Annotated in this window: 19 protein-coding genes, 1 tRNA gene and 1 pseudogene; 8 read left to right on the top strand and 13 right to left on the bottom strand. The window is 66.8% G+C overall.

Annotated elements, in window-relative coordinates; translation table 11 throughout:
* Nucleotides 1-10 precede the first annotated feature (10 nt).
* Together JK358_RS20760 and JK358_RS20765 are read right to left on the bottom strand one after the other, a co-directional pair.
* On the bottom strand, nucleotides 11-427 hold the full coding sequence (locus tag JK358_RS20760) for a Fur family transcriptional regulator (RefSeq protein ID WP_201949444.1): 417 nt from the start codon (nucleotides 425-427) through the stop codon (nucleotides 11-13).
* Nucleotides 428-569: 142 nt separating this feature from the next.
* Nucleotides 570-1,049, bottom strand: coding sequence for a winged helix-turn-helix transcriptional regulator (locus tag JK358_RS20765; RefSeq protein WP_201949445.1), 480 nt, complete (start codon nucleotides 1,047-1,049; stop codon nucleotides 570-572).
* 93 nt (nucleotides 1,050-1,142) lie between these two features.
* Between JK358_RS20765 and JK358_RS20770 the strand changes: the two genes are divergently transcribed.
* Both JK358_RS20770 and JK358_RS20775 read left to right on the top strand, forming a co-directional pair.
* Nucleotides 1,143-1,844 carry an SDR family oxidoreductase gene (locus JK358_RS20770; RefSeq protein WP_201949361.1) on the top strand — a complete coding sequence of 234 codons (702 nt, stop codon included), beginning with the start codon at nucleotides 1,143-1,145 and terminating at the stop codon, nucleotides 1,842-1,844.
* Between the two features lie 36 nt (nucleotides 1,845-1,880).
* Nucleotides 1,881-2,306, top strand: a complete 426-nt coding sequence (locus JK358_RS20775) for a tautomerase family protein (protein ID WP_201949362.1) — start codon at nucleotides 1,881-1,883, stop codon at nucleotides 2,304-2,306.
* Nucleotides 2,307-2,319: 13 nt separating this feature from the next.
* On the opposite strand, the gene JK358_RS20780 is transcribed toward JK358_RS20775, so the two are convergent.
* From JK358_RS20780 to JK358_RS20805, 6 genes are all read right to left on the bottom strand, one after another.
* Nucleotides 2,320-3,033, bottom strand: coding sequence for a hypothetical protein (locus JK358_RS20780; protein WP_201949363.1), 714 nt, complete (start codon nucleotides 3,031-3,033; stop codon nucleotides 2,320-2,322).
* A gap of 231 nt (nucleotides 3,034-3,264) precedes the next feature.
* Entirely contained in the window at nucleotides 3,265-3,534 is a 270-nt protein-coding gene (locus tag JK358_RS20785; protein ID WP_201949364.1) for a three-helix bundle dimerization domain-containing protein, read from the bottom strand.
* Nucleotides 3,535-3,777: 243 nt separating this feature from the next.
* Nucleotides 3,778-4,395 carry a response regulator transcription factor gene (locus tag JK358_RS20790; RefSeq protein ID WP_201949365.1) on the bottom strand — a complete coding sequence of 206 codons (618 nt, stop codon included), beginning with the start codon at nucleotides 4,393-4,395 and terminating at the stop codon, nucleotides 3,778-3,780.
* Nucleotides 4,392-5,525 carry a sensor histidine kinase gene (locus JK358_RS20795; RefSeq protein WP_201949446.1) on the bottom strand — a complete coding sequence of 378 codons (1,134 nt, stop codon included), beginning with the start codon at nucleotides 5,523-5,525 and terminating at the stop codon, nucleotides 4,392-4,394. Before JK358_RS20795 ends, JK358_RS20790 begins: the two co-directional genes overlap by 4 nt.
* Before the next feature lie 5 nt (nucleotides 5,526-5,530).
* Nucleotides 5,531-6,343 (bottom strand): ABC transporter permease, encoded by an 813-nt coding sequence (locus JK358_RS20800; protein WP_201949366.1) that lies wholly within the window; start codon nucleotides 6,341-6,343, stop codon nucleotides 5,531-5,533.
* The gene (locus JK358_RS20805) at nucleotides 6,340-7,293 is read right to left on the bottom strand and encodes an ABC transporter ATP-binding protein (protein ID WP_201949367.1); all 954 of its coding nucleotides are present in this window, start codon (nucleotides 7,291-7,293) and stop codon (nucleotides 6,340-6,342) included. Before JK358_RS20805 ends, JK358_RS20800 begins: the two co-directional genes overlap by 4 nt.
* A gap of 567 nt (nucleotides 7,294-7,860) precedes the next feature.
* Here JK358_RS20805 and JK358_RS20810 point away from each other — a divergent pair.
* The gene (locus tag JK358_RS20810; protein WP_201949368.1) at nucleotides 7,861-9,069 is read left to right on the top strand and encodes a cation:proton antiporter; all 1,209 of its coding nucleotides are present in this window, start codon (nucleotides 7,861-7,863) and stop codon (nucleotides 9,067-9,069) included.
* 335 nt (nucleotides 9,070-9,404) lie between these two features.
* On the opposite strand, the gene JK358_RS20815 is transcribed toward JK358_RS20810, so the two are convergent.
* Nucleotides 9,405-9,977: a TetR/AcrR family transcriptional regulator gene (locus tag JK358_RS20815; protein ID WP_201949369.1), complete on the bottom strand. Its 573-nt coding sequence runs from the start codon at nucleotides 9,975-9,977 to the stop codon at nucleotides 9,405-9,407.
* A gap of 79 nt (nucleotides 9,978-10,056) precedes the next feature.
* Here JK358_RS20815 and JK358_RS20820 point away from each other — a divergent pair, with 79 nt between their 5' ends.
* From JK358_RS20820 to JK358_RS20830, 3 genes are all read left to right on the top strand, one after another.
* Nucleotides 10,057-11,067: a GlxA family transcriptional regulator gene (locus tag JK358_RS20820; RefSeq protein WP_201949370.1), complete on the top strand. Its 1,011-nt coding sequence runs from the start codon at nucleotides 10,057-10,059 to the stop codon at nucleotides 11,065-11,067.
* Between the two features lie 107 nt (nucleotides 11,068-11,174).
* Entirely contained in the window at nucleotides 11,175-12,140 is a 966-nt protein-coding gene (locus JK358_RS20825) for an alpha/beta hydrolase (RefSeq protein WP_201949371.1), read from the top strand.
* A 29-nt stretch (nucleotides 12,141-12,169) separates the two neighbouring features.
* Nucleotides 12,170-12,877, top strand: a complete 708-nt coding sequence (locus tag JK358_RS20830) for an alpha/beta fold hydrolase (protein ID WP_201949372.1) — start codon at nucleotides 12,170-12,172, stop codon at nucleotides 12,875-12,877.
* Between the two features lie 209 nt (nucleotides 12,878-13,086).
* Here JK358_RS20830 and JK358_RS20835 read toward each other — a convergent pair whose 3' ends face one another.
* Nucleotides 13,087-14,079 carry an Rpn family recombination-promoting nuclease/putative transposase gene (locus JK358_RS20835; RefSeq protein ID WP_201949373.1) on the bottom strand — a complete coding sequence of 331 codons (993 nt, stop codon included), beginning with the start codon at nucleotides 14,077-14,079 and terminating at the stop codon, nucleotides 13,087-13,089.
* A gap of 126 nt (nucleotides 14,080-14,205) precedes the next feature.
* Nucleotides 14,206-14,277, bottom strand: a tRNA-Val gene (locus JK358_RS20840).
* Between the two features lie 187 nt (nucleotides 14,278-14,464).
* Here JK358_RS20840 and JK358_RS20845 point away from each other — a divergent pair.
* Nucleotides 14,465-15,250 (top strand): alpha/beta fold hydrolase, encoded by a 786-nt coding sequence (locus tag JK358_RS20845; protein ID WP_201949374.1) that lies wholly within the window; start codon nucleotides 14,465-14,467, stop codon nucleotides 15,248-15,250.
* Here JK358_RS20845 and JK358_RS20850 read toward each other — a convergent pair.
* Nucleotides 15,244-16,392 (bottom strand): LLM class flavin-dependent oxidoreductase, encoded by a 1,149-nt coding sequence (locus JK358_RS20850; RefSeq protein ID WP_201949375.1) that lies wholly within the window; start codon nucleotides 16,390-16,392, stop codon nucleotides 15,244-15,246. The genes JK358_RS20845 and JK358_RS20850 overlap by 7 nt on opposite strands.
* Nucleotides 16,393-16,547: 155 nt before the next feature.
* On the opposite strand from JK358_RS20850, the gene JK358_RS20855 reads away from it, so the two are divergent.
* On the top strand, nucleotides 16,548-16,835 hold the full coding sequence (locus JK358_RS20855) for a hypothetical protein (protein ID WP_201949376.1): 288 nt from the start codon (nucleotides 16,548-16,550) through the stop codon (nucleotides 16,833-16,835).
* Here JK358_RS20855 and adh read toward each other — a convergent pair.
* Nucleotides 16,805-17,243 (bottom strand): annotated as a pseudogene (adh, locus tag JK358_RS20860) (aldehyde dehydrogenase); the annotation flags it as partial. The gene JK358_RS20855 and the pseudogene adh overlap by 31 nt on opposite strands.

Here is a 17,243-nt window from a genome sequence, read left to right on the forward strand (position 1 = left end):
CGGGCTGCGATCAGGGACGTTTTGAATTGGCGTGTGACGCCGCACATTCGGGACAGAGTCCCCAGTAGATGACCTCGGCCTCGTCGATCGCGAAGCCCTGGCCGTCGGACGCGGTCAAACACGGCGCCTGGCCGACCGCACAGTCGACGTCGGCGATCCGCCCACACTCCCGGCACACGACATGGTGGTGGTTGTCGCCCACCCTGGTCTCGTACCGCGCCACGGAACCGGAGGGCTGAATGCATCGCAGCAACCCCGCAGCAGTCAGTGTCCGCAAGGAGTCGTACACCGCCTGATGCGACACCGCGGCCAGGTCCGATCGCACCGCCCGAATAATCGAATCGGTATCGGCGTGTGGCTGCGCGTGTACGGCACTCAGCACCGCTACCCGCGGAGCAGTCACCCGGAGCGCGGCGCCGCGCAACATCTGCTGGAACTCCGCGACCGTGGGCACGCCCTGCAGTCTCGTCGCTAATCTGGAATGAGTCAAGCATTAGTTGTGACCCGGGTTACGCGCCCCTCGGGCACACGTCACGGCCCGGCCGCGGCGTGTGGAAGCCAGCAAATGATCAGCGACGGCGTCCCGGATTCAGCCTGATCTCGATATCGTCGGATGCCGCATCCGGCACCTCGGCATCGGTGACCCGCACGCGCAGCGGGCTGCCGGAGCCGGAGTCGACGAAGCGCAACGGCGGGCGGCCACCCTGGAGATACTTGTCGCCCCACTGCATCAGGGACAGGAACACCGGCAGCAGATCCTCCCCGGACTCGGTCAGCCGGTACTCGTCGTGCGCGCGCTTACCCGGATCCTGGTACGGCACACGGGCGATGACCCCGGCGGACTCCAACTGCTTGAGCGCCCGCGAGACGGCGGGGGCGGAGGTGCCGATACGGGTGGCGAAGTCCTCGAATCGGGTTGTGCCGTAGAAGCATTCGCGGACCACGAGGAAGACCGTCTTGGTGCTGAGCAGGTTCAGGACGCGTTCGGCCGAGCAGCCGTCGCCGATCGACCAGGCGCTGCGGTCGCGCAGTTTCTCCTCGAACTCCATAGCCACCTCGCCATTGTAACTAACGCTTGCGTTATCCAGCGGCGGCGTGCTTCCATCTAACTAACGTCATCGTTACCTAGATGGAGGAATGCTGTGGTTGCGGTAGAGGGCAAGGTCGCCGTGGTGACCGGAGGGCGGCGCGGACTGGGCGCGGCACTGGTCGAGGCACTGCTGGCACGCGGGGCGGCGAAGGTCTACGCCACGGCCCGCGCGGCGTACCGGGACGAGCGACCCGCGGTGGTCACCGCCGAACTCGAAGTGCGGGAGGAGGATTCGGTCGCGGCATTGGCCGCGCTCGCCCCGGATGCCGAATTGGTCTTCAACAATGCCGGGGTGCTGCTGCCCGCCGGATTACTCGGTGGAGACTTCGCGGCCATCTCGGAAACGTTCGATGTCAATGTCTTCGGGCCGTTGCGGGTGGCGCGGGCGTTCGCGCCGATTCTCGCCGCCAACGGCGGGGGTGCGCTGGTGAACATGCACTCCGTGCTGTCGTGGCTGGCGGGCAGCGGCGCGTACGGGGCGTCCAAGGCGGCGGCCTGGTCGGTGACCAACTCGCTGCGCATCGAATTGGCGGGACAGCACACCCAGGTGGTCGGGGTGCACGCCGGCTTCATCGATACGGACATGGTGTCCGCGATCCAGCGGCCGAAGGCCACGACCGCCGATATCGCCGCACGGATTCTCGACGGGCTCGAGGCGGGTCGGACGGAGGTGCTGGCCGACGAGGTGAGCGCCGCGGTCAAGACGGCGCTGTCCGGACCGGTCGAGAAGCTGACCTTCGCGGCCGCGGGCTGAACAACCACACCCTCATCGGAAGAGAGACGAAAACCCATGCCCCTGTGGACCGTTCACCACACGCCCGGAATCTTCACCGACACCGAGAAGCACGAACTGGCGGCCCGGATCGCCGACCATTACGAACAGGTGGGACTGCCCCGGTTCTATGTGATCACCCTGTTCCACGAGACCGCGCCGGAGAACTTCTATGTCGGCGGTGAACCCACTCCGGTCGGCGTGCGGGTGACCATCGACCACATCGCACGCCGCAATCCCGATCAGGAGAGCCGCCGCCGCACCACCCAGTGGATCAATCGCATGCTCCAGCCGTCCATGGCACGACATCCCGACCTGCACTGGGAGTTTCATGTCGACGAGACCAGCGAGGAACTCTGGATGATCAACGGCCTGGTGCCGCCGCCGGGCGATTCGGCGGCCGAAAAGCGCTGGGCGAAGCAGAATTCGACGTCGCCCTACTGACCGGCCCGACCGGTCAGAACAGGACGCCCTGGATGCAGGTCCCGGTGACGAGTTCCTTGTCGCCGTAGCGCACGGCGCCCGAATCCCAGTGTGCGCCGAGCCCTTCGACGAAGGATTGCACGGCGCCCAAGTCGGCGCGATCCGCGACCAGGATGAGGGTGCCGTCCTCGGTCACCGAGCCGCCACCCAGCCGGTCTCGTGCGGCGGGATCGGCGAGCAGGGCGTCGTGCAGCCGGGCCACGTCGACGCCGGGCACGCGCACCAGGAATCCGTCGGCCTTCTCGTGCTCGGGCGGCAGGAACGCGATGCCGAGCACGGCTTCCTGCTGATGCCGGATCCGCAGGTCGTCCGCGATCCAGCACAGATTCTCATTGCTGGTGCAGGCCAGTTCGAACCGGCGGGCGGGCTCGTAGGTGATCTGCCGCGAATCCTCCGACCAGAACACCCCGTCCACGGGTTCGGAGTGCACCGCGAGCCCCCACTCCATGATCGCGGTGGCCCGCACCTCCACGTCGAATCCGGTGAGCGGGTCGGCCATGCGCGGATCCGCGGGGTCGGTGATCACATCCCGGTTCGTGGTGGCGAACAGTTCCGCGGTGGGCTGCAGCTGATTCCCGGGCACGCACGGACCGAAGAAGGCGGCGGCGGTGCCCGTTCCCCCGGTGAGCAGCGCGCCGGTGAGCGTGACCACGGCTAGGAGGACGGCGGCGATTCTCGCGGTGATCATTTCGGGCACCACCTCTTTCGAGGGTCGAAACTTCACGAATTCTCGAACGCAATGAGCTGTCCTCGAATTGTATTGCGATCGCACCCCGCGCGGCAGGGTTCGGCCAGGATTCCCTCCCCTGGAACGACCACCCCGGATCCCCCGCCCCGCTACCTCACACCCCGGCCGGCCCCACCCGGCGGGCCACCGACACACAGCGGCCGCAGGCTCGATGAACCTGCGGCCGCGAACTCAGAGGTAAGCCGGTGATGATGGTTGCACCCGCTTTCTTAACGGATCGCCCAGAACAGTGTTCGCGCAATAGGACACCCGCCGGCTCAGCTGGCGTTCCGCGATCCGCTCCACGAGCAGCGGGATGAATTCGCGGACACGGTGGCCGTCGAAATCGCGGTGGATACCGCGGACTTCCTCGCTGACGACGCCTGCCGCCAGGTGGGGGAATTTATCGGCCAGCCGGGCGACGAGCTCGGTGATCTGCAGCTCCTCTTCGCGTGCCGTCATAACTGTTGTCTCGCCTCCATAAGCAAACGATTGAGATCGGCTCTCGTTCGAGCCTCGCTCATTGAGTGTCATATCAACGCGGCGCTTATTCTTCACCGAATTCGCTTCTGGCACAACACGTCGGGCATTCGGCACCACAGGTCCTCGACAAGTGCAAATGTGCCCCTCAAATGAAATTGCACCTGCAATACAGACTGCGATTTCCCGGGGATTCGCACGCCGCGGCGCGGCCACCGCCACCGGTTAGATCCAGCCCTTCTCGCGGGCCTTGAGCGCGGCCTCGTAGCGATTGGAGACGCCAAGTTTGGCCATGGCCGAGGACAGGTAGTTGCGGGTGGTGCCCGGGGACAGATGGGCGCGGCGGGCGATGTCCTCGACCGACGCGCCGTCGAGGGCGTATTCGAGCACATCGGCCTCGCGCGCGGTGAGAACGGAGTCGCCCGCGCTGATGGCCTCGGCGGCGAGTTCCGGATCGACGTATCGGCCGCCGCGATGCACGGTGCGGATCACCTCGGCCAGCGTCGCGGCCGACGTGGTCTTGGGCAGGAAGCCGCGCACGCCCGCGGCGAGCGCGCGTTTGAGATAGCCGGGCCTGCCGTGGCTGGTGACGATCAGGGTGCCGACTCCCGGTGTGAGCCGCTGCAATTCGACAGCGGTCTCGATACCGTCGATACCGGGCAGTTGCAGGTCGATGACGGCCACCGCCCTCGGCCCGTCGGCATCGCGCGCACGCCAGGCGACCAGCAACTCCTCACCCGAACCCACATGCCCGATCACCTCCAGATCGGCCTCGAGCCCGAGCATGGTCGCCAGCGCGACCCGGACGAGGGTCTCGTCGTCCGCCAGGAATACGGGAATCATGCGTTCTCCCACAGTATTTCGAGCACGAACTCCGCATCGGTACCACGCGCGCCGAGGGTCGCGCCGACCGGCGCCAGCCGCTCGGCCAAGCCGCGCAGCCCGGATCGCTCCCCCGGCGGGCCGTGCGGACGGTCATTGCGCAGCGACATCCCCGAGGCCCCGAAGGCCAGCGTCGCGGAGGTGGCCGCCGAGTGCTCGACGATATTGGTCGTCCCCTCGCGCACCACCCAGGCGGCGACCTCGTGAAACCGCGCCGGCACCGCGGCCGGATCACCCTCGACCACGAGTCCGCAGCCCACGGCCGACAGCAGCGACCGCGCACCGGCCACCTCGGTGCGCAGATCGATGCCGCGATAGCCCCGCACCAGGGTGCGCATCTGCCCCATCGACTCGACGGCGAGCGTTTTCACCTCGTCCATCTCGGCGGCCGCGCGCTCGGCCTCCCCGGAGCGTGACAAGGCCGCCGCCAGTTCACTTTTCACCGCGATCGCGGAGAATCCCCGCCCGACGATATCGTGCAGATCCCGCGCGAACCGCAGTCGCTCCTCGGCCACCTGCAGGTCCGCCTCGACCGCCTTCGCCCGGTCCAGTTCCGCGACGACCCGCAGCCCCCACATGGTCAGCAGGGTCGTCCCGACCACGAAACCGCCCACGAGGAAGGTCACCAGCGCGGTGAGGGCTCCGGCGGGCGGCGATGTGCCGAATGCGAGGCCCGTGGCCACGCTGAGACCGAACACGGTCCACCACCGGCGGCGGGCGAACGGCACCACCGAGAACATGGCGAGCACCGCCACATAGATCCCGGTCAGACGGGCTGAGTCGACGACCGGCTCACTCGTCGCCAGCCGGATGGCCACGGCGGAGGCGCCCCACACCACCGCCAGAATCACCGAGGCACAAAGGAATACCCAGCGCCACGGCTGCTTGGGCGGCGACAGGGCGAATTCGGGTTGCAGTTCCACCGCGGCGATCGCCGCGAGACCGGCGACCAGCAGTCCGGCCGCCGACCACACCGTGCCGGCCGTGGCCGCCATCGCGAGGACGGTCACGACCAGACCCATCTGCAGGGTGATCCGGCTGTAGAGCCGGAACTTGGCGGATCCCGGCAGCGCTTGCCACCAGGATGTCACGCTGCTCAACCGCGGTCGTCCCAGCGGAAGCTCTTGCGAGTCAGCACGAATGCCAGGGCCGTCCATATCGCCAGTGTGGCAAACGGCCGCCCGAGTTCGCCGAAGGTGCCCGCGAAGTCGAGCGCCTGCTCGGTGTCCGCGGCGGTGGCCGTCCGCCCTGCCGCGCCGAGGGAGACGAGATCGGAGATGGCGGCGAACGGCGTCCAGTCGGCCGGCTCGGCCAGGCGATCGGGCAGCGCGCCGCGGAAGGATGCGACGCCGAGCATCGCGACCGTTATCACCGGCAGCGAGGTGATCTGCGCGGCCTCGGCATTCTTCGTGACGGCACTGGTCGCCAGCGCCAGCAGCGAGAACAGCACGATTCCGCCGACGATGCCCAGCCCGATCGCGAGCGGGTTCACCGGTGCGGGCGCGCCCGTCCCGTACACCACCGCGGCGACCACGAGTACCGAGGCGATGGTCACCAGCGCGCCGGGCACGGCGGGGGCCGTCTGGATCTGCCAGTCGGCCGCCTCACCCGTACGCAATCGTTTCAGCACACCCTCGCCCCGGCGTGTCGTCACCATCGACAGCACCGAGTAGTACTGCACGAACAACAGGGCGACCAGGGCGATCAGCTCGAAGGTCATCGCCACGGTGGACGCGGTCGGTGCATCGTGGCGGGTGGCAATGGAATACATGGACAGCGAGATGCCGACCGGGAAGAACAGCGCCATCCACACCAGCGTCTTGTTCCGCCGGAACTGCAGATATTCGGCCTTCGCGAGGGCCGTCAGCGGGCGGCGGCGCGAGTTCCGGGCAGGGGTCAGGGTGGTCATCGCAGTGCTCCGATCGATTCGACGGGGGTTCCGGCCGATTCGCTGGCGATATCCAGGAAGACCGATTCGAGGGAGGCGGCGCGGGCTTCGAGCCCGCCCAGCGGCACGCCCTGCTGACGCGCCCACACGAGCAGGTCGAACAGGTGCCCCTGTAGATCATGGGTATCGACCATGACGCGCGCTCCCGCGTCGACCCGCGCGGTGGGCAGGGTCGGCAGCGGCAGCCCGGGGTGATCGAACGCGATCCGCGACGGATGCCCCTCGACGATCTCGCGCAGCGTGCCCGCGCGCACCACCTCGCCCCGGTGCATGATCGCGATCCGATCGGCCAGCGCCTCGGCCTCGTCCAGATAGTGCGTGGTGAGCACCATGGTCACCCCGGATGCCTTGAGATCGGCGAGCAGTTGCCAGGTGCCGCGCCGGCTCTCCGGATCGAGTCCGGTGGTCGGCTCGTCGAGGAACAGCAACCGAGGCTGCCCGAGCAGCGCGCACGCCAGATCGACCCGCCGCTGCTCGCCGCCCGACAGCGAGCCGACCCGGACCTCGGCCCGGTCGACCAGCGCGACCTGCCGAAGCACCTGATCGGCGGTGGTCGGCGCGGTGCATGTCCCCCGCCACATCTCGAGGGTTTCGCGAACGGTCAGCTCGGCGGGCAGTCCCCCGGACTGCAGCATGATGCCGACCTGCGCGCGCACCCGGGCCCGATCCCGCCGCGGATCGAGCCCGAAGATCTCGACCTCGCCCGCCGACGGTGCGGCGAGTCCCTCGAGCAGGTCGAGGGTCGAGGTCTTCCCCGCGCCATTGGTGCCCAGCAGCGCGAAGACCTGCCCCTCCCGCACGCTCAGATCCACTCCCCGTACGGCTTCGAACGCATTCTTGCCCTGCCCGTAGGTCCGGCGCAGACCCCGCGCCGTAATAACCTCGTGCGCAGGCTGATTCGTACTTCTCATGCCTTCAACCCTCGCGGACGCCGCCCGCCGCGAGTAGTAAGCGCAGTCACCGAACTCCGGCGGGTTCCGCATGGGTGAGCCATGACAAATGTCATCGCCGGAGATGCCGGGATCGAGGTTGACCCATACCCGCGGGAGTTTGATCGATCTGCGCTTCCACGCCGATTTGCACGTGGTGCGCCTTTACGGAATCATTACCAAGCAGGTGCTCCGGCGAGTTGCTGTCGCAACCTGACTCCGTACGTCCGTTTCATGGCGAATCGAACCGAGAGGAGCCGCCCGTGGCATTCACGCATCTCGCGTACTCGACAATGTCATACCTCTTTCCCCCGTCTCCGGGCTGCTGACCCGAGCCTTCCCCGCAGCCACTCCACTCCCCCGCACGCCGAAACCGCCTGCACCACCGGCACAACGGCGTCGTACCCGACTGTCGCCACCCCGATCATCGCGGTGCGCCGACGACAGCGCCGCGGACCCTCCCGATCCACGATGACGTCCCGGTAGTTGTTGGCACAGCGGAAAGCCGTTCGGCCCCCGCTGATTTCGTGATGGATGGCGGAAAGATACATGGTGGCACACGACACCGCGCTCGCGCTCATGCAGCTGGGTGCGGTCTTCTTCGGATTGGGATTGCTCGGCAAATTGGCCGCCCGCATCGGAATGTCCCCGATCCCGCTCTATCTCGTCGGCGGCCTGATGTTCGGCAAGGGCGGCCTCATCGAACTGGGCGGCAACGTAGACGAATTCATTCACCTCGCCAGCGAGATAGGCGTGGTCCTGCTCCTACTCCTGCTCGGATTGGAATACAGCGCAAGCGAACTCGTCACCGGCCTGCGCAACTCCTGGGCAGCGGGCGTCCTCGACCTGGTCCTCAACGCCACCCCCGGCATCCTGGTGGCCCTGTGGCTCGGCTGGGGCCTCACCGGCGCGGTGGCGATGGCCGGCGTCACCTACATCTCCTCCTCCGGAATCGTCGCCAAGGTCCTCGCCGACCTCGGCCGCCTGGGCAACCGCGAAACCCCCACCATCCTCTCGATTCTCGTCTTCGAAGACCTGATCATGGCCGCCTACCTCCCGGTCCTCACCGCGGTCCTGGCAGGCGCGGGCTTCCTCGCGGGCATGAAAACCGTTGGTATCGCGCTGACCGCGGTCACCGTCGTCCTGGTCGTAGCCCTCCGCTACGGCAGGTACGTGTCGAAAATCGTCGACAGCGAAGTCCGCGAGATCTTCCTCCTCAAACTCCTCGGCTCAGCCCTGCTGGTAGCAGGCATCGCCTCCTCCCTGCAGGTATCGGCAGCCGTAGGCGCCTTCCTCCTGGGCATCGCCATCTCCGGCTCCACCGCCCACAACGCCACCAAACTCCTCGAACCCCTCCGAGACCTCTTCGCCGCCCTCTTCTTCGTCCTCTTCGGCCTCAGCACCGACCCCCGCAGCATCCCCCCGGTCCTCGCCTGGGCCATAGCCCTGGCCATCACCACCACGGCAGCCAAGCTGTTCACCGGCTGGTGGGCCGCCCGCCGCGCCGGCGCCTCCCGCTACGGCCGCGCCCGAGCCGGCGCCGCCCTCGTAGCCCGAGGCGAATTCTCCATAGTCATCGCGGGCCTAGCCGTCTCCGCCGGCGCGGTCCCCACCGAATTCGCCGCCCTCGCAACCACCTACGTCCTCCTGATGGCCGTCCTCGGCCCGGTGGCCGCCCGCGTAGTCGAGCCCCTCCTCCGAAAATTCGACAACCGCACCCCGTCTCCGCCTGACCAGCGCGTAGAGTTACTACATTGAGGGACAAAGGGATTCGCATGGTCCTCACTGCCCTTCCACCAGGCGGCAGCCATCAGTGAACCGGACAACCGTTGAAGGGCAACGGCAATGGATGAACCGGACTTGTGCAGGTCGTCGGTCAAATCCTGTACGGCACGCGGCGCTACTTCGAACCTGACACCACATGGCGTAGTACTCCTCACCCTGGCCACCGAAAGCTGGGACGGAGCGGAAAGACCACGCGGCGCAATCACTTCGACGACTGCCGCTTCGGTGTGAAAGCCCGACGTCAGCGATTTCCGAGCCAGGTGAGGGCGGCGGCAGTCACATCACCGGACCGAAATCATGGGGTCAGGTCAGGGGAGCGACGCGCAGGAGACGTCGGCTACTGCGCGGAGGCGTTCGGGTGTGGTTCCCAAGCGGCTCAATTGGATCAGGCCCTGGGCTACCACGATGATGTTGGCGCTGAGGGCCGACAGGTCCGTGGTGTCGGAGCCCGGGGTGCGTCGGAGGTGTTCGGCGACAGCCTGTTCCATGGCCGTCGTGGTGATCGTGCCGATGGTGGAGACTTCGGGGATCCTGGTGCCGAGCTGGGCGATACTGTTGATCATCAGGCAGCCGCGGCGGTCCGGGTAGGCGGCGCAGTCGTCGATCACGGCTCGAAGGAGAACCTGGATCCCGGTGCGCGCCGAGCCCGGTGCGGCGGCCAGGGTGTCGCGGATGAAGCGGGTGCGACCGTCGCAGTAGCGCTCGAAGACAGCCAGGAAGAGACCGCGCTTGCTGCCGTAGGCACCGTAGATGCTGCCGTTGCCGATGCCGCTGGCGCGCGAGACGTCCTCGACCGAGGTGCTGTCGAAGCCTTTGGTCCAGAACAGCTCGGTCGCGGCGTCGAGCAAATCCGCTTCGCTGAACTGTCTGGGTCGAGCCATGCGGTCACCGTACCAATCGAAGTGCGAGGTAGCGCACACGGCTTGGTTCTGGAGGCACGCCTCCACAATAATGGTTGACATGTCCAACACTTTCTGTGGTGTGCCCGTTCGACGCATGGGCATCCTGCTCTTCGATGGCGTCAAAACACTCGACTTCGTGGGTCCCGCAGAGGTTTTCGTGGAGGCCAATCAGCGGGTGGCGGGATATGAGGTAGTACTGCTGTCAGTGGACGGGCAGCCGGTGCAGACCTCGATCGGGGCCCGGGTCGAGGTGAGCGCGGCCGCCGCCGAGGCGGGGCGTTTCGACACCGTGATCGTTCCAGGAAGCGAACAGCCACCCGCGAAATTCGTGACGCCCGAGTTGCTCGCTGCGGCCCGGCACCTGTCCTTCCATACGCGGCGACTGACCAGCATCTGCAGCGGCGCGGTCGTCCTGGCCCAGCTGGGCCTGCTCGACGGCCGGCGCGTGACCACCCACTGGAAGTTCGCGGCGGATCTCACCCGGCGGTTCCCGGCGATCAAAGTCGACGCGGACGCGATCTTCGTCCGCGACGGCAACCTGTACAGCTCGGCCGGTGTGGCGGCGGGCATCGATCTCGCACTGGCCTTGGTCGAGGAGGATCACGGCGCCGATGTCGCCCGGCAGGTGGCGCAATTACTGGTGGTTTACATGCAGCGGGCGGGTGGCCAGTCCCAGTTCTCGGCCTCACTGGCCGGTCCCGCACCGCGCAGTCCGCTGGTTCGCAAGGTGGTCGATGTGATCTGCGCGGATCCGGCCTTCCCGCACACCGTGCAGACGCTGGCAGCGCACGCCCAGGTCAGCATCAGGCATCTGACCCGCCTGTTCCGCGCGGAACTGGAACGCTCCCCCGCCGAGTACGTGGCCTTCATCCGCTTCGGCGTCGCACGGGACATGCTGCACGCCGGATACGGCGTCACCGAGGCCGCCATTGCCTCCGGCTACGGCACCAGCGAGGCGCTGCGCCGCGCTTTTATTGCGCGACTGGGCATCTCGCCGCGCAAATACCAGCAGCGATTCCGCTCGACCGGAGTACCCGCGGTACCCGAGCCGATGGAAGCCGTGTCCTGAAACGAGGTTTTCACGGCCGTCCGAGCGGGGCGCACGGTGGGTTGCCGGGAGGAAACTGAATGGGTTGCACCGCAGCATCATTCATTCGACAACGGAGGACGATCGCAATGACCGCAAACCCGCTGGGCATCGCACTGGAACCGGCCGCACAGCAGTTCGTCGAGGCCACCGCGAATCCACCGTATCTCTACCAGCTTCCGCCGGAAGAGGGCCGCAAAGCCGTTGATTCGGTGCAGGATTCACCGATCTTCAAACCGGAGATCGACGAGGAGTGGGTCACAGTGCAGGGCGGCCCGACCGGTTCGGTGCGGGCACGGATCGTCAAGCCGCAGAACGTCACCGGAACACTACCGGTGATCATCTACACGCACGGCGCGGGATGGGTTTTCGGCGACGCGCACACACATGACCGGCTGGTTCGCGATCTGGCCGTCGGCGCGCATGCCGCCGTCGTGTTCCCGGAGTACGACCGCTCCCCCGACGTGCGCTACCCCGTCGCCAATGAGCAGTCCTATCGGATCGCCCAGTGGGTCAGCGCGAATGGCGCCGACAAGGGCCTGGATTCGTCGCGGATCGCCGTCGCGGGCGACTCGGTGGGAGGCAATATGGCGATCGCGTTGACGCTCATGGCCAAGGAACGCGGCGATGTGTCGTTCGTGCAGCAGGTGCTCTTCTACCCCGTCACAGACGCCGCCTTCGACACCGAGTCCTACGAGAAGTTCGCCGACGGCTACTTCCTGACCCGCGAGGGCATGCGGTGGTTCTGGGATCAGTACACCACCAGCGCGCAGGATCGCGCGCAGATCACCGCATCCCCGCTGCGCGCCACCACCGAGCAGCTCACCGGTCTGCCGCCGGCGCTGGTCATCACCGCCGAGAACGACGTGCTGCGCGACGAGGGCGAGGCCTTCGCGGCCAAACTGCGCACCGCCGGAGTGCCGGTGACCCAGGTGCGCTACGGCGGCATCATCCACGATTTCGTCATGGTCAACGCCATGCATGACACATTTGCGGCTAAAGCGGCTGTGGCTCAAGCGATTTCGGTACTGAAGTCCGCCCTGTACCCGGCCTGATCCGTCCCTGCTCTCGAAGGACCGAACTCATGATCACTCCCACCATCGTGCTCGTGCACGGCGCGTTCGCCGACTCCTCCAGTTGGAACGGTGTCATCGAACAGCTTCGTGCCCAAGGCTTTTCCGTCGTGGCCGCAGCGAACCCGCTGCGCGGCCTGGACTCCGACGCCGCTTACATCGCCTCGGTGCTCGACAGCATCGAGGGCCCGATCGTGCTGGCCGGTCACTCCTACGGCGGCAGCGTCATCTCCGTCGCGGCCGCGTCGAAATCCACTGTGACAGCACTGGTTTACATCGCGGCCTTCATCCCCGCCGAAGGCGAGTCCGCCCTCGAACTCACCGACAGGTTCCCCGGCTCGACCCTGGGCCCCACCACACGCTCCACGTCCTACCCGCTGCCCGATGGCGGCACCGGCACCGAACTCCACATCCACCAGGACGAATACCCGCGACAATTCGCCGCCGATGTCCCGGCCCCGGCCGCCGAACTCATGGCGATCACCCAGCGCCCGGTCGCCATCGACGCCCTGCGGCAGCCCGCGACCGCCGCGGCCTGGCGAACCATCCCGTCCTACGCGCTGCTCACCACCGACGACAAGAACATCCCGGTCGAGTCCCAGCGCTTCATGGCCGAGCGCGCCGGTGCCCAGACAGTGGAAGTCGCCGCCTCGCACGCGGTGGCCGTCTCCCAGCCGACCCCGGTCGCCGACCTGATCGCCCTGGCCGCCAAGGCGTAGCCGAGCCCGAGTTGACCGGTCGCGACCAATCTTGACGTTGGGGTATCCCCTCACGAAGAAGGTCCTCGACGGCGGCGAAGGTGTGGGCGGTGAGCCAGAGCCGCCGGGCGTCAGCCGAACGGTTGACCGTCTGGGCTTTCTCATCGCCTGCTTCGACGTCATCGCGGCGCTGGCCTGGATCGGCGCGATGAACACCGGCACCGCGACTGTCAGGCTTGGAAGACGTGCTCCAGGCGCTCGGCCTCCAGAATCCGTGCCGCCCACCCACGCAACTCGCCCGCACTCGCACACCGAACCATAGCGTCGATCTCATCGGGCAAGGTCCCGAATTTCTGCACCAACAGCTCGAGCACAATTTCAGCCCGCCCCCTCGCCTCACCCCGTGCCTCACCGCGAGCCTCACCCTCTGCACGGAGCCGTTCCGCAGTCGACATGATGACCTCCTTCGCATGGGGCCCGAGCCGATAAAAGACAGTTCCCAACTCAGTATCGCTGGTTTCGCCGACACTGAGAATGTACGTCACGACCCACTCCAGAACCTCCGTGCCGCCTGGTGCCGACACGATCGTTTGCAGGTCCTCCACCAGTGGCAACAGTTCAATGGCCAGGCGTTTGTTTCCGGCGGCGATCTTCAACAGCACGAGGAGAACGCGGGTTGCCGGTGGTAGTTCCCGTGCGCAGAGAGCCGACACCGCATGGACGGTGAGGTCGTCGAGTATGAAACGAAAGCGCGGAATCAAGTCACCGAGCGCGTCCAGGGTGAGATGGTCGACGTCGAGTAGCTCCGACAACTCGGTTGGACAATCCCAGTGACGACCGTCCCGGCTCGCGTGGACGACCAACGGGATCACCACCGGCAACGATTTCGTCTTGGGGTGTTCGCGGACGTATCGGTTCCAGATCCCGACCTGGTATTCGAGCATGCGCATCGGCATCAAGGGGTCTGGGCTGCTCTGGTGCTCGATGAGCAGAAAGACGTACGCGTCGTGGTTGTCGATGCGGGTGCGAAACAACAGGTCGCTGTATCGGGACCGCAGTTGCTGAGAAACGAAACTGCACGGCTGCAACTCGAGCGCATCCCAATTCACTCGTGCCGCAACCGCCTTCGGCAGCACTGCCCGCAGCTCTGCGGCAGCGTCCGCAGGCCGAGACAACACCTGACGGAAGTATGCATCATGCGGATTTGACGGCGCGTCAGCCACAATCAGGCAAGCTACCCTCAAAGCAGCTGCGACACGCAGCTTTTCGCGAGGGATCCGATGGTGGAATCGCAGCAGGCAAACAAATCGGCCGGTTCATCGCCATCTGGGATGAACCGGCCGTTCGAGTGGTTCTAGCTGGGATCGAACCAGCGACCCCTCGCGTGTGAAGCGAGTGCTCTCCCGCTGAGCTATAGAACCGGGTCGTGCCGCTTGAAGCGGCTGTCCGGGGCGGGGTTTGGGCTCCGTTCCGGACACGAGAACATTAGCGTGCTCCCCCACCCTTATGGCAAATCGGCAGCTCACGGGTGGGTGATGGCCCTGATTGGGTGGCTGCGTACTGGTCATTCGGAGGGAAAGCGGGTCGTCTCGGAGTTAGGGGATGTTGATGTCTGGAGATCGGTATCTGGAGCGGGCGGGGGCGCGAATCGCGTTCGAGATCAAGGGGTCCGGGGAACCGGTGGTGTATGGGCACGGGGTGTTGTTGAGCCGGGAGGCGGTGCGGGGGCTGGGGTTGTTCGATGTCGATCGGCTGGCGGGTGGGCATCGGTTGCTGGTGTTCGATCAGCGGGGGCATGGGAGGTCCACGGGGCGGGCTGTCGCGCAGGATTACCGGTTCGAGAGTGTGGGGCTGGATCTGTTGGCGCTCATGGATCAGGTCGGGGGTGGGGAACCTGTGGATGTGGTGGGGTCGTCGCTGGGGTGTGCGGCTGCCCTCTGCGCCGCTTCGGCTGCGCCGGGGCGAATTCGCAAGCTGGTGTTGATGATTCCTCCGGCGGCGTGGGAGGAGGGTGTGGCGGCGCGGCGGTGGTATCTCGATTCGGCCGAGCGCATCGAGGCCGGAGGGGCGCAAGGTTGGCGGGAGGAGTTGGCGGGGGCGGAGCCGCTGCCGATCTTCGCGGAATACAGCCAATTCGCGTTCACGCCTGATATTTCCGATGAGCTGGTGGCGTCGGCCCTGCATGGTGTCGGGTTGTCCGATCTGCCGGAGCCCGCGGAGGTGGCGGCGCTCCCGCATCCGGCGCTGGTGCTCGCGTGGGATACCGATCCCTTGCATCCGGTGTCGACGGCGGAGCGGCTCGGTGAGTTGCTGCCGCATTCGATGGTGCATGTCTCGAAGTCGGTGGCGGACATCAAGACTTGGACCGACAGGGTGGTCGAGTTCCTTCAGTGAGGGCAGGGGCGGCGGAGTTGGTTGGCCAGCCAGAGGACGGTGCCGTAGCCGTAGGCGGCGTCGGCGGTGGAGACGAGAGCGGAGCTGGGGAAGATGATGGCGTGGCGCAGGCCCGCGTCGGCGAGGTCGTGCAGGCGGGCGAGGATTTCTCGGGGGGTTCCGATGAGGAGCCATTCGTGGAGAACCTCGTCGGTGACCGCGGCGGTGGCTTCGCGGACTTCGGATTTGGTGAGGCGGTGGGGCATGAGGTCGATGAGGCCTCGAAAGGCTTCGCCGAAGGGGTGTTTCGCGCCCACGCGGGACCAGATGGTGGCGGGGGCGAAGAGGGCGAGGTAGCGGACTGCCGGGGAGCGGAGGATGCGGTGCAGGCCCGCGGGGGTGCGGGCGGTGAGCATGGTGATCATTTGGGCGGGGACGATGGTGGCGGGGTCGCGGCCGGCGGTGCGGGCGGCTGCGTGGACCTGGCGGAGGCGGGTCTCGTATTCGGCGGGGGTTTGGGATTCCCACGGGTACCAGCCGTCTGCGTAGCGGCCGGTGAGGGCGAGCATGCGGGGGCCGTGGGCGCCTATCCAGATCTGTGGGACGCGGCTGGGAGGGGGTTTCAGATCCATTGGGGCGCTGTCGATTCGGTAGTAGCGACCGGAGAAGGTGATGGGGTCTTCGGCGCGCAGCGCGGTGCGCAGGATCTGGAGGGCTTCTTCCAGGCGGCTGACGGGGTGGTCCCAGGTGAAGCCGTAGGGGTCGAGGTTCTCGTGCTCGCCGGAGCCGATGCCGAGGATGGGTGGCGCTTTGGTCATGTGCGCCAGGGTGTTGAAGGTTTGGGCGAGCAGGACGGGGTGGCGGCGGTGCGGGTCGGTGACGCCGACGCCGAGCTGGACACGCCCCGCGCCGGACGCGAGATGGGCCAGCAGCGGAGCGAAGTCGAACTGTTCGTCGGGGCTGCGGATCGCCTTCGCCTGCGGGGTGAAGTCGGTGTCCCAGGCCGCGCGGGGAAACACACTGATCAGATGGTCGGGCGCGAGCAGCGAGTCGAGTTTTCCGAGCCGCGCCATGCGGGTCAGGAAGCGCGCCTGCGCCAGTGGTGGATTGACGCCGATCATGGTGCCTACGGCGAACGGTTTCCGATCGTGCGAGTCCGACACGAGGTCTCCTCTCGACCGGCACGCCTCGAGTCGGCGGGCCCTCACCGATTATCGTGTCGCCCACCCGATCACGGCGGCCGAATGCGATCTTTCGACGCGGCGGCCGGGCTTGGCGTACAGGGCTTTCGGCGGAGGGTCGGGTAGGGTGCGGCGCTATGGCCGATGTGTGGCGAATCGTGCGCGGTCTGGGTCTGGCGATCGCGCTGGCGTTTCTGTTCGAGCTGGGGTTTCTGGTGTGGACCGGGCCGCATCCGGACTGCGCCATCAATGACAGTGTCGGCCCGTGCGGTCTGTGGGATACGGTCCGCACGTATGCCGTTCTGCTGTTGGGTTTCGCGATGCTCATGGGCGTAACCGCCTGGGCCACCTGGATATTGGCGACCTGGGCGGTCCGCCGGATCGTCGCGACCGGTCAGAAGAATCCGAGTTTCTTGGGCGAGTAGGACACCAGCAGGTTCTTGGTTTGCTGGTAGTGGTCGAGCATCATCCTGTGCGTCTCGCGGCCTATGCCGGACTTCTTGTAGCCGCCGAACGCCGCGTGCGCGGGGTAGGCGTGATAGCAATTCGTCCAGACGCGACCGGCTTTGATGCCGCGGCCGAGCCGGTAGGCGGTGTTCGCGTCGCGCGTCCACACGCCAGCGCCGAGGCCGTAGAGGGTGTCATTGGCGAGGGACAGCGCCTGTTCGGTGGTGTCGAAGGTGGTCACCGAGACGACCGGGCCGAAGATCTCCTCCTGGAAGATGCGCATATCGTTGCGGCCCTCGAAGATCGTGGGCTCGATGTAGTACCCGTTGGGCAGCCCCTCGACCTTGCGGACCTCGCCGCCGGTGAGCACCTTCGCGCCCTCCTGC

The organism is Nocardia acididurans (genome assembly GCF_016741815.1).
GTDB lineage: Bacteria > Actinomycetota > Actinomycetes > Mycobacteriales > Mycobacteriaceae > Nocardia > Nocardia acididurans.

Excerpts from the sequence above, each read along its gene's own strand:
- JK358_RS20760 (WP_201949444.1), bottom strand. The coding sequence starts at position 427 with ATGTTGCGCGGCGCCGCGCTCCGGGTGACTGCTCCGCGGGTAGCGGTG.
- JK358_RS20765 (WP_201949445.1), bottom strand. The coding sequence starts at position 1,049 with ATGGAGTTCGAGGAGAAACTGCGCGACCGCAGCGCCTGGTCGATCGGC.
- JK358_RS20775 (WP_201949362.1), top strand. The coding sequence starts at position 1,881 with ATGCCCCTGTGGACCGTTCACCACACGCCCGGAATCTTCACCGACACC.
- JK358_RS20780 (WP_201949363.1), bottom strand. The coding sequence starts at position 3,033 with ATGATCACCGCGAGAATCGCCGCCGTCCTCCTAGCCGTGGTCACGCTC.
- JK358_RS20785 (WP_201949364.1), bottom strand. The coding sequence starts at position 3,534 with ATGACGGCACGCGAAGAGGAGCTGCAGATCACCGAGCTCGTCGCCCGG.
- JK358_RS20790 (WP_201949365.1), bottom strand. The coding sequence starts at position 4,395 with ATGATTCCCGTATTCCTGGCGGACGACGAGACCCTCGTCCGGGTCGCG.
- JK358_RS20800 (WP_201949366.1), bottom strand. The coding sequence starts at position 6,343 with ATGACCACCCTGACCCCTGCCCGGAACTCGCGCCGCCGCCCGCTGACG.
- JK358_RS20805 (WP_201949367.1), bottom strand. The coding sequence starts at position 7,293 with ATGAGAAGTACGAATCAGCCTGCGCACGAGGTTATTACGGCGCGGGGT.
- JK358_RS20810 (WP_201949368.1), top strand. The coding sequence starts at position 7,861 with ATGGTGGCACACGACACCGCGCTCGCGCTCATGCAGCTGGGTGCGGTC.
- JK358_RS20815 (WP_201949369.1), bottom strand. The coding sequence starts at position 9,977 with ATGGCTCGACCCAGACAGTTCAGCGAAGCGGATTTGCTCGACGCCGCG.
- JK358_RS20820 (WP_201949370.1), top strand. The coding sequence starts at position 10,057 with ATGTCCAACACTTTCTGTGGTGTGCCCGTTCGACGCATGGGCATCCTG.
- JK358_RS20825 (WP_201949371.1), top strand. The coding sequence starts at position 11,175 with ATGACCGCAAACCCGCTGGGCATCGCACTGGAACCGGCCGCACAGCAG.
- JK358_RS20830 (WP_201949372.1), top strand. The coding sequence starts at position 12,170 with ATGATCACTCCCACCATCGTGCTCGTGCACGGCGCGTTCGCCGACTCC.
- JK358_RS20845 (WP_201949374.1), top strand. The coding sequence starts at position 14,465 with ATGTCTGGAGATCGGTATCTGGAGCGGGCGGGGGCGCGAATCGCGTTC.
- JK358_RS20855 (WP_201949376.1), top strand. The coding sequence starts at position 16,548 with ATGGCCGATGTGTGGCGAATCGTGCGCGGTCTGGGTCTGGCGATCGCG.